The following is a 13,056-nucleotide window of genomic DNA, read 5'->3' on the forward strand; positions in this document are numbered from 1 at the left end:
ACCCGGATCCACCCGGACCCGCCCGGATTCACCGGACAAGCGGCGGACGGGCCGGGAAGCGGCGGACGCGGCTACTCGTCGTCCCCGCCCTCCAGGCCGCCCTCCGTCTCCAGATACAGCTCCCGCACCCGCTCCAGCACCTCCGGATCGGGCTCGTCCCACAGCCCGCGGCTCTCGGCCTCCAGCAGCCGCTCGGCCATGCCGTGCAGCGCCCAGGGGTTGGCCTCCTCCAGGAACGCGCGGTTCTCCGGGTCGAGCAGATAGGTCTGGGCGAGCTTGTCGTACATCCAGTCGGCGACCACGCCCGTGGTCGCGTCGTAGCCGAAGAGGTAGTCGACCGTCGCGGCGAGCTCGAAGGCGCCCTTGTAGCCGTGGCGGCGCATCGCCTCGATCCAGCGCGGATTGACCACCCGGGCCCGGAACACCCGTGAGGTCTCCTCGTGCAGGGTGCGGGTGCGGACCGTCTCGGGGCGGGTGGAGTCGCCGATGTACGCGGCGGGCGCGGTGCCCTTCAGGGCGCGCACGGTGGCCACCATGCCGCCGTGGTACTGGAAGTAGTCGTCGGAGTCGGCGATGTCGTGCTCGCGCGTGTCGGTGTTCTTGGCCGCGACCGCGATCCTGCGGTAGGCGCTCTCCATCTCCTCGCGCGCCGGGCGGCCCTCGAGACCCCGGCCGTAGGCGTAGCCGCCCCAGACCGTGTAGACCTCGGCGAGGTCGGCGTCGGTGCGCCAGTCGCGGCTGTCGATGAGCTGGAGCAGTCCGGCGCCGTAGGTGCCGGGGCGGGAGCCGAAGATCCGGGTGGTGGCGCGGCGCTCGTCACCGTGTGCGGCGAGGTCGGCGCGGGTGTGCGCCCGTACGTAGTTGTCCTCGTCGCTCTCGTCGAGGGAGGCGGCGAGCCGTACGGCGTCGTCCAGCAGCCCCACGACATGCGGGAAGGCGTCCCGGAAGAACCCGCTGATGCGCAGGGTGACATCGACGCGCGGGCGGCCCAGCTGGTCGAGAGGTACGGGTTCGAGTCCCGTTACTCGCCGCGAGGCGTCGTCCCACACCGGGCGGATGCCCAGCAGCGCCAGCGCCTCGGCCACATCGTCGCCGGAGGTGCGCATCGCGCTGGTCCCCCACAGCGAGAGGCCGACGGAGTGCGGCCACTGACCGCCGTTGTCGGCGCGGTAGCGCTCCAGGAGCGAATCGGCGAGGGCCTGGCCGGTCTCCCAGGCCAGCCTGCTGGGCACGGCCTTGGGGTCGACGGAGTAGAAGTTGCGGCCGGTCGGCAGAACGTTGACCAGTCCGCGCAGCGGCGAGCCGGACGGCCCGGCCGGGACGAAGCCGCCGTTCAGCGCGTGCACGGCGTGGTCGATCTCGTCCGTCGTGGCGGCCAGCCGGGGTACCACCTCGCGGGCGGCGAAGTCGAGGACCGCGGAGACCGCGGGGCGCTGCTCGTCGGGCAGGGTGAGGACGGCCTTCTCGACGGCCTCCGGGGCCCATGCGGCGTCCTCCATCGCCTGGACCAGCGCACGGGCCCGCTCCTCGGCCTCGTCGGCACCGGTGCGGGTGGCGGCCGACTCGTCCAGGCCGAGCGCCTCGCGCAGACCGGGGAGCGCGGACGTACCGCCCCAGATCTGGCGGGCGCGGAGGATGGCCAGTACGAGGTTGACGCGCTCGGGGCCGGTCGGCGCGCCGCCGAGGACATGCAGTCCGTCGCGGATCTGGGCGTCCTTGACCTCGCACAGCCAGCCGTCGACGTGCAGCAGGAAGTCGTCGAAGCCGTCGTCGTCCGGCCGCTGCTCCAGGCCCAGGTCGTGGTCGAGCCGGGCGGCCTGGATGAGGGTCCAGATCTGGGCGCGGATGGCGGGGAGCTTGGCCGGATCCATCGCGGAGATGGCCGCGTACTCGTCCAGCAGCTGCTCAAGCCGCGCGATGTCGCCGTAGGAGTCGGCGCGGGCCATCGGCGGCACGAGGTGGTCGACCAGGGTGGCGTGGACGCGGCGCTTGGCCTGGGTGCCCTCGCCCGGGTCGTTGACCAGGAAGGGGTAGATCAGCGGCAGATCGCCGAGCGCGGCGTCGGGGCCGCAGGCGGCGGACAGCCCGGCGTTCTTGCCCGGCAGCCACTCCAGGTTGCCGTGCTTGCCCAGGTGGACCATGGCGTCGGCGCCGAAGCCACCATCGGCCGTCGGGGTGGCCATCCAGCGGTAGGCCGCCAGGTAGTGGTGCGAGGGCGGCAGATCGGGGTCGTGGTAGATGGCGATGGGGTTCTCGCCGAAGCCGCGCGGCGGCTGGATGACCACCAGGAGGTTGCCGCGGCGCAGCGCGGCCAGCACGATCTCGCCCTCGGGGTCGCGGCTGGTGTCCACGAACATCTCGCCGGGCGGCGGGCCCCAGTGCTCCTCGACCGCGTCCCGGAGCTCCCGCGGCAGCGTGGCGTACCAGCGGCAGTAGTCGGCGGCCGGGATGCGGACGGGGTTGCGGGCGAGCTGCTCCTCGGTGAGCCACTCCTGGTCATGGCCGCCCGCCTCGATGAGGGCGTAGATCAGCTCGTCGCCCTCGCCGGAGACCAGGCCCGGCAGCGCGTCCGGCCCGTCCTCGGGGCCGAGGTCATAGCCTTCGGCGCGCAGCCGGCGCAGCAGGGCGACGGCGCTCGCGGGGGTGTCGAGGCCGACGGCGTTGCCGATCCGGGAGTGCTTGGTGGGGTAGGCGGAGAGGACGAGCGCGAGGCGCTTGTCGGCGGCGGGGATGTGGCGGAGCCGGGCGTGTCGTACCGCGATCCCGGCGACACGCGCGGCGCGCTCGGCGTCGGCGACATAGACCGGCAGACCGTCCTCGTCCACCTCCTTGAACGAGAACGGCACGGTGATGAGCCGCCCGTCGAACTCGGGGACGGCGACCTGGGTCGCGGCGTCCAGCGGCGAGAGCCCCTCGTCGTTCTCCTCCCACGCGGCGCGCGGCGAGGTCAGGCACAGCGCCTGGAGCACGGGCACGTCGAGCGCGGTGAGCGCGCCCGCGTCCCACGCCTCGTCGTCGCCGCCCGCGGACGCCTCTGCGGGGCGGGTGCCACCGGCCGCGAGGACGGTGGTGACGATGGCGTCGGCCGCGCCGAGTGCCTCGATCAGCTCGGGTTCGGGGGCGCGCAGCGAGGCGACGAACAGCGGCAGCGGGCGGCCCCCGGCGTCCTCCACGGCGCGGCACAGGGCCTCCACGAAGGCGGTGTTGCCGCTCATGTGGTGGGCGCGGTAGTAGAGCACCGCGACGGTCGGGCCGGTGGCGGCGCCTGGGGCCGCCGCGCGGGCGGTGCGCTCCAGCGGACCCCAGGTGGGTGCGGGCGCGGGCGGTTCGAAGCCATGGCCGGTGAGCAGCACGGTGTCGGAGAGGAACCGGGCCAGCTGGCCCAGGTTGGCGGGCCCGCCGTGGGCGAGGTAGGCGTGCGCCTCGGCGGCGATGCCGACCGGGACCGTGGACGCCTCCATGAGCTGGGCGTCGGGCGCCTGTTCACCGCTGAGGACCACGACGGGGAGGTCGCCCGCGAGCAGCGTGTCGAGCCCCTCCTGCCAGGCGCGGATGCCGCCGAGGAGCCGTACGACGACGAGTTCGACGCCGTCGAGCAGGCCGGGGAGGTCCTCGAGGGCGAGGCGGGCCGGGTTGGCGAGGCGGTACGTCACCGGGCCCGTGGCGGCACGGGCGCTGAGCAGGTCGGTGTCGGACGTCGACAGCAGCAGAATCATGCGGCGCATGCCTTCCTCGGGGTCCGCGCCCCGGGCGGGTTGAAGACGGCGGCAGTTCCTGGCTCGCGCGGCCGCTGCCGTTTCGGCAGCCACCGCGCTCACAGTGGCGGGACCGCGCCGGATTTCCACCGGCTTCCTACCGTGAGTGCCGTCTTGTGCGTTTGGCGGGCCGGGACCGACCCGCCGCTGAGCATAGTAAGCGTTGCTGACCTGCCACGGGACGGCGCGTTCCGGTCTCCGTGGCGCATGGCCGGGGCGGTGGGCCGGACCGGATCGTCGGTATGCTCGCCGCCATGCCCCTCCCCCCGACAACCACCCCATCCGGGGATGAAACCCCCGTGCGCGGGCGCGATGACGCCTGTCCGGGCGCGCTCCGGCTGCACCCCGCAGACGACGGTTCGCTGGCCCGGATCCGGGTGCCGGGCGGACTGCTGACGGGTCGTCAGGCGCAGGCGCTGGGGCGGGTGGCCGAGGAGCTGGGCGACGGGCGGCTGGACATCACCTCACGGGGCAATGCGCAGGTGCGCGGCCTGGCGGCGGGGTGCGGCGCGGAACTGGCGGCCCGGCTGCGGGCGGCCGGACTGCTTCCCTCGGACCGCCATGACCGGGTGCGCAACATCGTGGCGTCGCCGCTGTCCGGCCTGGACGGTGACGGGCACGCCGATGTGGTGGCGTGGGTGCGGGAGTTGGACGCCGTGCTGTGCGACGAGGCATGCGTCGACGCGTTGGCGGGGCATGGGGAATTGTCGGGCTTGTCGGGCAGGTTTCTGTTCGCGCTGGACGATGGGCGTGGCGATGTGGCCGCGTTGGGTGCGGATGTGACATTGATCGCAACGCGCGGTGGTGGGGCGGTGCTGCGGATCGGGGGGCCGCCGGCGGATGCGGGCGTGGCGAGCGTCGCCACGGGCGAGGCGGCCACGGGCGGGGCGGCGGTGTGGGGTGACCTGTGGGTGCGGAGCGAGGACGTGGCGCGGGCGGCGGCGCTGGCCGCGGTGGAATTCCTGGCGAGGGCCCGGGAGAGCGGGACCCGGGCGTGGCGCGTCCGGGAACTGCCCGCGCAACACGCCGTGACCGCCGAGGGCTTGGCGGCCCGACTCGCCGACGCGGGCATCGAGGCCGTACGGGCGAAGCACCAACCAGCGGCAGCTGCCGCACCCCCCGCTCCCGGGCCGGTCCCCGGCCCGGACGGGCGCCACGCGCTGTCCGTCGCCCTCCCCCTGGGCCGGGTGAGCGCCGCGCAGTGGCGGCTGCTCACCGGGCTCGCCTCCCGGAGCGGGGCGGATGAGCTGCGTATGACACCCTGGCGCGGCGTGGTGCTCCCCGGGTTCGCCCCGGACGACACGCGCGATGCCTTGTCCGAACTGTCCGACGCGGGACTGGTGACCACGCCGGACTCGCCGTGGCTCGGGGTCGGCGCGTGCACGGGACGGCCCGGCTGCGCCAAGTCCCTGGCGGATGTGCGGTCCCACGCGACACGCATGGTCGCGGACACGGTGCACGGGGTCGCCGACATGGCGCGCGGGGTCGCCGACACGGTGTGCGGGGTCGCGGACACAGCGGAAGTGGGACCGGACACCGGACGAGTGGTCGCGGCCGGTTCGGAGCCGCGCCCGCCGCGCCCGATGAGCGGCACGGGGTCCGACGGCGGTCGCGGGGGCGCGCCCGATCCGCTGCCGGTGTACGTCTCCGGCTGTGAACGGCGCTGCGGCCACCCCGGGGGCCGCTGGGTGGACGCGCTGGCGACCGGCGACACGGACTATCGGGTCACCGTGCGGGGTGACGCGAAGGGCGACACGCCGGAGGCCGAGTACGGCGTGGAAGTGACAGCAGAGCAGTTGGCCGGCGCCGTCGCGGCGGCCCGTGGAACGACATGATCGAGGACACCGTGTTCGACTACGAGAAGGACGGGGCGGCCATCTACCGCGCGTCCTTTGCCACCATCCGTGCCGAGGCCGACCTCGGCGGGCTCCCCGCCGACGTCAGCCAGGTGGCGGTGCGGATGATCCACGCCTGCGGCATGGTCGACCTGGTCAAGGACCTCGCGTACACCCCCGAGGTGGTCTCCCGCGCCCGCGCCGCGCTGCGCTCCGGCGCGCCCGTGCTGTGCGACGCGCGCATGGTGGCCAGCGGGGTCACCCGCAAACGGCTGCCCGCCGACAACGAGGTGATCTGCACCCTCTCGGACCCGGCCGTACCGGAGTTGGCGCGGCGCATGGGCACCACGCGCAGCGCCGCCGCGCTGGAGCTGTGGCGGGACCGGCTCGAGGGGGCGGTGGTGGCGGTCGGCAACGCGCCCACGGCGCTGTTCCGGCTGCTGGAGATGATCGAAGAGGGCGGGGCGGGCGCGCCGCGCCCGGCCGCCGTGATCGGTGTGCCGGTGGGCTTCATCGGCGCGGCCGAGTCCAAGGAGGCGCTGGCCGGGCATCCGGCGGCGCTCGACCACCTGGTGGTGCACGGCCGGCGCGGCGGCAGCGCCATCGCCGCGGCCGCGATCAACGCGATAGCGAGCGAGGAAGAGTGAGCGAGCAGCAGACGGGCCGGCTCTACGGTGTGGGGCTCGGCCCCGGCGACCCCTCCCTGATGACCGTACGCGCGGTGGAGGTCATCGCCGCGGCCGATGTCATCGCGTACCACAGCGCCCGGCACGGGCGCAGCATCGCGCGCTCCATCGCCGAGCGCCATCTGCGGCCCGACCACATCGAGGAGCGGCTGGTCTACCCGGTCACCACGGAGACCACCGACCATCCGGGCGGCTATCGCGGTGCGATGGAGGAGTTCTACGCGGACGCGGCCGCCCGGCTCGCCGCGCATCTGGACGCGGGGCGCACGGTCGCGGTGCTCGCGGAGGGCGATCCGCTCTTCTACGGCTCGTACATGCACATGCACAAGCGGCTCGCCGATCGCTACCCCACCGAGGTCGTCCCCGGTGTCACCTCGGTCAGCGCCGCGGCCGCCCGGCTCGGCACACCGCTGGTGGAGGGCGAGGAGGTGCTGACGGTCCTCCCCGGCACCCTGCCGGAGGAGGAGTTGACGGCCCGGCTGGCGACGGCGGACGCGGCGGCCGTGATGAAGCTCGGCCGGACCTTCCCGACGGTGCGCCGGGCGCTGGAGCGGTCGGGACGGCTCGCGGACGCGCGCTACGTGGAGCGCGCCACGATGAACGCGGAGCGGACCGCCCCGCTGGCCGAGGTCGACCCGGAGTCGGTGCCGTACTTCTCGATGGCGGTGCTGCCCAGCCGCGTGGACGCGCCGCACGGCGACGGCGATGCGGGCGGTGACGGCGGTGACGCGCCGAACGGCGACCGCGTGGGCGTGCCGGGCGGCGAGCGTGCGGACGCGCCGGGCGGTGTGTCCGGCCGCCCGGGCGAGGTCGTGGTCGTCGGCCTGGGCCCGGCCGGTCCGCTGTGGCTCACCCCCGAGGCGCGTGGCGAGCTGGCCGCCGCCGAGGACCTCGTCGGCTACACCACCTACCTGGACCGGGTGCCCGTACGGCCGGGCCAGCGGCGCCACGCCTCCGACAACAAGGTCGAGGCCGTACGCGCCGAGTTCGCCCTCGACCTCGCGCGGCGGGGTCGGCGTGTCGCCGTGGTCTCCTCGGGCGACCCGGGCGTGTTCGCCATGGCCACCGCCGTCCTGGAGGCCGCCTGCGAAGACCCGTATCGCGAGGTCCCGGTGCGGATCGTCCCCGGTATGACGGCGGCCCACGCGGCCGCCGCCCGGGCCGGTGCCCCGCTCGGCCACGACTACGCGGTGATCTCCCTCTCCGACCGGCTCAAGCCCTGGGAGGTCATCGCCGAGCGGCTGCGCGCCGCCGCGGCGGCCGACCTGGTGCTCGCCCTTTACAACCCCGGTTCGCGCAGCCGCGTCTGGCAGGTGGGCAAGGCCCGCGAACTCCTGCTGGAGCACCGCGCCCCCGACACGCCCGTGGTACTTGGCCGCGACATCGGGGGCCCCGGCGAACGCGTGCGGATCGTCCGGCTGGCCGACCTCGACCCGGCCCAGGTCGACATGCGCACGATCCTCCTGGTGGGCTCCACCCAGACCCGCACGGCCCGCCGCGGCGACGGCACCGACATCGTCTGGACCCCGCGCCGCTATCCGGAGGCGTAGCGCCCGGTGGGCTCCTGACGCGGAGCGCCCCGGCTCAGGCCAGGGTCGTCCGCAGCCAGGTGATGGCCTCGGCCGGGGTTTCGGCCACCGGGATGCCCTGGGGGGCGGGTGGGCGGCGGACGATGACGACCGGGAGGGCGGCGGCGCGGGCCGCGGCGAGTTTGGGGGCGGTGGCGTGGGCGCCGCTGTCCTTGGTGACCAGCACCTCGACGCGATGGCGGCGCAGCAGTTCCGCCTCGCCCTCGAGGGTGAAGGGGCCGCGGTCGAGGATCACCTCCATCCGGGGCGGGACCGGCGGCTCGGGCGCGTCGACCGAGCGGACCAGGAACCACTGCCCGGTGAGATGGGCGAAGGCGGCCAGGCCCATCCGTCCCGTGGTGAGGAAGATCCGCTCCCCCAGGCCGGGCAGCAGCCGCGCGGCCTCGGCCAGCGAGCCCGCCGAGTGCCAGCGGTCGCCCGGACCGGGTACCCAGCCGGGGCGGCGCAGGGCGAGCAGGGGAACATGGACGTCTGCGGCCGCCCTGGCCGCATGGGAACTGATCGTGTCGGCGAAAGGATGGGTGGCGTCGATGAGCGCGTCCACCTGGTGCTCGCGGAGCCAGCGGGCCATGCCCTCGGCGCCGCCGAACCCGCCGATCCGCACCTGCCCCACCGGCAGCCTCGGCGTGGCGACCCGGCCCGCGAGGGAGCTGGTGACGCGCAGCGCGGGCGTGTCGGCGAGTTCCTCGGCGAGGCGGCGCGCCTCGGTGGTGCCGCCGAGGATGAGCACATGGCGCGCCGGTGCGCTGTTCATCGGGATCGGGTGCCTTTCGTCGTCCGTGCGCCCGTCATCGTATGCGCGGCGGCCCGCCCATGGCTGAGGCGGAGACGACGGCCAAGGCGGCCGGGGGGCGGGGCGCGCAGCTGGAGCGGTCGGGGCTGCGGCACGGCTGGACCACGGGGGCGTGTGCCACCGCCGCGACGACGGCCGCGTACACCGCGCTGCTGGGCGCGGAGTTCCCCGATCCGGTGACCATCGAACTGCCCAAGGGCCAGCGGCCCGCGTTCGCGCTCGCCGCCGAGGAGCTGACGGCGGACCGGGCCATGGCCGCGGTCGTCAAGGACGCGGGGGACGATCCGGATGTGACCCACGGCGCGCTGGTCAGGGCCACGGTACGGGTGCTGCCGCCCGGCGGCGGAGTGGTCTTCCGGGCCGGTCCGGGCGTCGGCACGGTGACCCGGCCCGGGCTGCCGCTCGAGGTGGGCGAACCGGCCATCAACCCCGTCCCGCGCCAGATGATGCGCGACCACATCGCCTCGGTCGCGGCCCGGCACGGCGGCACCGGTGACGTCGAGATCGAGATCTCCGTGGACCACGGCGAGGAGATCGCCCGCTCCACGTGGAATCCGCGGCTGGGCATCCTCGGCGGGCTGTCCATCCTCGGCACGACGGGCATCGTGGTGCCCTACTCCTGCTCGGCCTGGATCGACAGCATCCGGCGCGGGGTGGATGTCGCCCGCGCGGCGGGGCGCACGCATGTCGCGGGCTGTACGGGCTCGACGTCCGAGAAGGTGGCGGTGGCCGTGCACGGGCTGCCGCAGGACGCGCTGCTGGACATGGGCGACTTCGCGGGCGCGGTCCTGAAGTATCTGCGCCGCCACCCGGTGGACCGGCTGACGGTCGCCGGCGGCTTCGCCAAGCTCTCCAAACTGGCCGCGGGCCATCTGGACCTGCACTCCTCACGGTCCCAGGTGGACAAGGACTTCCTCGCGGAACTGGCCCGCCGGGGAGGGGCCGACGCGAAGCTGGCGGAGGCGGTGGCCATGGCCAACACCGGCCTTGAGACGGTGCAACTGTGCACCGCCCACGGCGTCCCCCTCGGCGACCTGGTCGCGGCGGCGGCCCGCGACACGGCCCTCGGGGTGCTACGCGGGGCACCGGTGGCCGTGGACGTCATCTGCATCGACCGCACCGGCACGATCGTGGGCCGCGCGGAACCCCGCGGCCCCGGGGGTGGCTGACCCCCGGGGCCGGAACGCGACACGCCCCGCGCGCCGATGCCGACGGCTTCGCCCGCCGACACGACACGCCGGCGATGCGTACGGACCGCCGCGCCCACCACGCTGCCGCACCAGGCGGACGCCCTCGTCACCACGGGCATGGCGCGCCGTGCGCTGCGCGGCCCATGCGGAACCACGTACGGTGCCCGCCAGGGCGGCGGGCTCAGGGGGTGGGCGGGGAGGCGGGGGTGCAGGGGCGAGCCCTGGTCGGGGAGTAGAGGTGGCTGTCGGGGAACTGGGCGGCGGCCAGGGTGCGGCCGACGATGATGACCGCCGTGCGGACCACGCCCGCCGCCTTCACCTGGGGCGCGATGTCGTCCAGGGTGCCGCGCAGGACCAGTTCGTCGGGGCGGCTGGCCATGGCGACCACGGCGGCCGGGCAGTCGGCGCCGTAGTGCGGGAGGAGTTCGGCCACGACGCGGTCCACGTAGCGGGCGGCGAGGTGTAGGACGAGAAGGGCGCCGCTGCGGCCCAGGGTGGCCAGGTCCTCGCCGTCCGGCATGGGGGTGGCCTGCTGGGCGATGCGGGTGAGGATGACGGTCTGGCCGACGGTCGGGATCGTCAGTTCGCGCTTCAGCGCGGCGGCCGCGGCGGCGAAGGCGGGGACGCCCGGGACCACGTCGTACGGCACGCCGGCCGCGTCGAGGCGGCGCATCTGCTCGGCGACGGCGCTGAAGACCGACGGATCGCCGGAGTGGAGGCGGGCCACGTCGTGGCCCGACTCGTGGGCGGCGACGAGCTCGGCGGTGATCCGGTCCAGGTCGAGCTGGGCGGTGTCGACCAGGCGGGCGTCCGGCGGGCATTCGGCGAGGAGTTCACGGGGCACCAGGCTGCCCGCGTACAGACACACCTGGCAGCGGGCCAGGGTCCGGGCGCCGCGCACCGTGATCAGGTCGGCGGCGCCGGGGCCCGCGCCGATGAAGTACACCGTCATCGTGGTTCTCCTTGAGGGGCTTGAGCGGCTTCGACCGATCCCTCGGGATCGGCGGCGTCCCCGCCAGGGCCTCGGGAAGCGAGCGGTTTGGCGGCGGACCACTGGGTGACCGGCATCGCCTGCCGCCAGCCGGTGAACCCTCCGACCGGGGTGGCGTGGGAGACGGCGAGGCGGACGAGGTCGCCGCCGTGGCGGCGGTACCAGTCGGCGAGCAGCGCCTCGGACTCCAGGGTCACGGTGTTGGCCACGATCCGGCCGCCCGGCGGCAGGGCCGCCCAGCACGCGTCCAGTACCCCGGGGGCGGTCAGGCCGCCGCCGATGAACACCGCGTCGGGGGTGGGCAGTCCGGCCAGCGCGTCGGGCGCGGCGCCGGTGACGACGGTCAGCCCGGGCACACCGAGCGCGTCGGCGTTGCGGCCGATGCGCTCCGCGCGCACCGGGGCACGTTCGACCGAGATCGCCCGGCAGGTGCGGTGGGTGCGCATCCACTCCACGGCGATGGAGCCCGAGCCGCCGCCGACGTCCCACAGCAACGCGCCGGGGGCCGGGGCGAGCGCGGCGAGGGTGGCGGCCCGCACATGACGCTTGGTCAGCTGGCCGTCGTGCTCGTACGCCGCGTCGGGCAGCCCCGGGGCGAGCGACAGCGGCCGGGCGCCGTCCGCCGGGGCGCAGTCGACGGCGATGACGTTGAGGGGGTCGCCGGGCGGATGGGGCCACTCCTCCGCCGTGCCCTCCACACACCGCTCCCGCGCGCTCCCCAGCTGTTCCAGCACCCGCAGCCGGCTCGGGCCGAAGCCGCGCTCCCCGAGCAACCCGGCCACCTCGGCGGGGGTGTCGGCGCCCGCGCTGAGCACGAGCAGCCGCCGTCCGGCGTAGAGCTCACGGTTCAGCGTGGCCAGGGGGCGGCCGACGAGGCTGATCACCTCGGTCTCCTCAAGCGCCCAGCCGAGCCGGGCACAGGCCAGGGAGACGGACGACGGATGGGGCAGCACCCGCAGCCGCTCGGCGCCCAGCAGCTCGGCCAGGGTGCGGCCGATGCCGAAGAACATGGGGTCGCCGCTGGCCAGCACGGAGATCCGCCGCCCGGTGTGCGCGGCGAACAGCCCGGGGACGGCGGGGCGCAGCGGGGACGGCCAGGGCACCCGTTCGCCGGGGCACTCCGGCGGCAGCAGGCCCAGCTGGCGCCGTCCGCCGATCACCACCTCCGCGGTGCGCAACGCCTCGCGGGCGGCGGGGCCGAGCCCCTCCCAGCCGTCGGCGCCGATGCCGATGACGGTCACGGGGGGAGGCGGCGGGCTCACAGTGGTCACCTTCGCGGGTCGGGGACGGTCCACGAAACTCTACTGACCTGCTACGACGCCCCGGCCCCCGGCTCCCGTTCCAGCCCGTGCTCCGCCACATCGAGGTTCCGCTCCCCCGCCTGTTCCCGCGCCCGCTCGCGCCCGCGCTCCCGCTCGCGCCCACCCTCCCGCTCACGCTCGCGCTCCAGCTCGGCCAGCGCGAGCAGTTGCTCCACGGTCATGTCCTCGGGGATCGGCACCGGCGCCGGGGTGCGCAGCGGCGGCTGCCAGCCCTCGTCCGGGGCCCAGCGCCGTATGATCCGGGCCGGCGCCCCGGCCACCACGGCGTGGTCGGGCACCTCGCCCCGTACGACCGCGCCCGCCGCGACCACCACATTGCGGCCCAGCCGCGCCCCCGGCAGGATCACCGCACCCGCGCCCAGCCAGCTGCCGGGGCCGATGCGGACGGGCGCGGAGCGTGGCCACTGGCGGCCGATGGGCTGGTCCGGATCGTCGTAGGAGTGGTTGTCGCTGGTGACGTAGACGTACGGACCGCAGAAGACATCGTCGCCGAACTCCACGCGCACGGAGGCGATCACATGGCTGCCCCGGCCCAGCACCACGCCGTTGCCGATGCGCAGCACCGGTTCGGGGCCGAGGTCCACATCGGGCATCATCCCGGCGGTGAGGGTCACCTGCTCGCCGATGACACAGTGCTCGCCGAGCTCGATCCACGGTTCGCCGAAGAGGGTGCCCTGGGGGAACGCCAGCCGGGTGCCGACGCCGATGCGGCCGAAGCGGTACGGGCCGGGGCGCTCGGCGGTCACCGCGCCGGCCCGCTGTACGGCGTGCCAGCCGCGGTGGACCAGACGGGAAGTGACGCGTCCGCACCAGCCTCGCCAGGATGAGAACACGTTCTCCTTCTTCGGCATTCGCCCACCGTATCGACCCATCGGGAGAACGTCTCCACCGGGAG

The 13,056-nt window shown here is 75.0% G+C and carries 9 protein-coding genes and 1 riboswitch; of the genes, 4 read left to right on the plus strand and 5 right to left on the minus strand.

From position 1 onward, the window contains the following. Positions 1 to 71: 71 nt before the first annotated feature. Complete coding sequence (cobN, locus tag ACT2CW_RS06220) at positions 72 to 3,716, minus strand: cobaltochelatase subunit CobN (RefSeq protein WP_445516221.1); 3,645 nt, start codon at positions 3,714 to 3,716, stop codon at positions 72 to 74. Between the two features lie 53 nt (positions 3,717 to 3,769). After that, positions 3,770 to 3,854, minus strand: a riboswitch (cobalamin riboswitch). 143 nt (positions 3,855 to 3,997) lie between these two features. On the opposite strand from cobN, the gene ACT2CW_RS06225 reads away from it, so the two are divergent. The 3 genes from ACT2CW_RS06225 to ACT2CW_RS06235 are packed head-to-tail and all read left to right on the plus strand — an operon-like array spanning position 3,998 to position 7,826. Next, entirely contained in the window at positions 3,998 to 5,590 is a 1,593-nt protein-coding gene (locus ACT2CW_RS06225; RefSeq protein ID WP_445515828.1) for a nitrite reductase, read from the plus strand. Next, positions 5,587 to 6,237 carry a precorrin-8X methylmutase gene (locus ACT2CW_RS06230; protein ID WP_445515829.1) on the plus strand — a complete coding sequence of 217 codons (651 nt, stop codon included), beginning with the start codon at positions 5,587 to 5,589 and terminating at the stop codon, positions 6,235 to 6,237. The genes ACT2CW_RS06225 and ACT2CW_RS06230 overlap by 4 nt, the downstream gene beginning before the upstream one ends. Beyond that, a complete protein-coding gene (locus tag ACT2CW_RS06235; RefSeq protein WP_445515830.1) occupies positions 6,234 to 7,826 on the plus strand; it encodes a precorrin-2 C(20)-methyltransferase in 1,593 nt (530 codons plus the stop codon). Before ACT2CW_RS06230 ends, ACT2CW_RS06235 begins: the two co-directional genes overlap by 4 nt. Positions 7,827 to 7,860: 34 nt before the next feature. Here the strand turns inward: ACT2CW_RS06235 and ACT2CW_RS06240 are convergent, their stop codons facing one another. Beyond that, positions 7,861 to 8,619 carry a cobalt-precorrin-6A reductase gene (locus ACT2CW_RS06240; protein ID WP_164427981.1) on the minus strand — a complete coding sequence of 253 codons (759 nt, stop codon included), beginning with the start codon at positions 8,617 to 8,619 and terminating at the stop codon, positions 7,861 to 7,863. Positions 8,620 to 8,678: 59 nt separating this feature from the next. On the opposite strand from ACT2CW_RS06240, the gene ACT2CW_RS06245 reads away from it, so the two are divergent. Beyond that, a complete protein-coding gene (locus tag ACT2CW_RS06245; protein ID WP_445515831.1) occupies positions 8,679 to 9,827 on the plus strand; it encodes a cobalt-precorrin-5B (C(1))-methyltransferase in 1,149 nt (382 codons plus the stop codon). Between the two features lie 202 nt (positions 9,828 to 10,029). Here the strand turns inward: ACT2CW_RS06245 and cobM are convergent, their stop codons facing one another. The 3 genes from cobM to ACT2CW_RS06260 are packed head-to-tail and all read right to left on the minus strand — an operon-like array spanning position 10,030 to position 13,012. Then, positions 10,030 to 10,800 carry a precorrin-4 C(11)-methyltransferase gene (gene cobM, locus ACT2CW_RS06250; protein WP_445515832.1) on the minus strand — a complete coding sequence of 257 codons (771 nt, stop codon included), beginning with the start codon at positions 10,798 to 10,800 and terminating at the stop codon, positions 10,030 to 10,032. Next, positions 10,797 to 12,101 (minus strand): precorrin-6y C5,15-methyltransferase (decarboxylating) subunit CbiE, encoded by a 1,305-nt coding sequence (gene cbiE, locus ACT2CW_RS06255; protein WP_445515833.1) that lies wholly within the window; start codon positions 12,099 to 12,101, stop codon positions 10,797 to 10,799. Before cbiE ends, cobM begins: the two co-directional genes overlap by 4 nt. A gap of 50 nt (positions 12,102 to 12,151) precedes the next feature. Then, positions 12,152 to 13,012: an acyltransferase gene (locus ACT2CW_RS06260; protein WP_445515834.1), complete on the minus strand. Its 861-nt coding sequence runs from the start codon at positions 13,010 to 13,012 to the stop codon at positions 12,152 to 12,154. Positions 13,013 to 13,056: the final 44 nt, after the last annotated feature.

Source organism: Streptomyces sp. NEAU-174, from assembly GCF_052665095.1.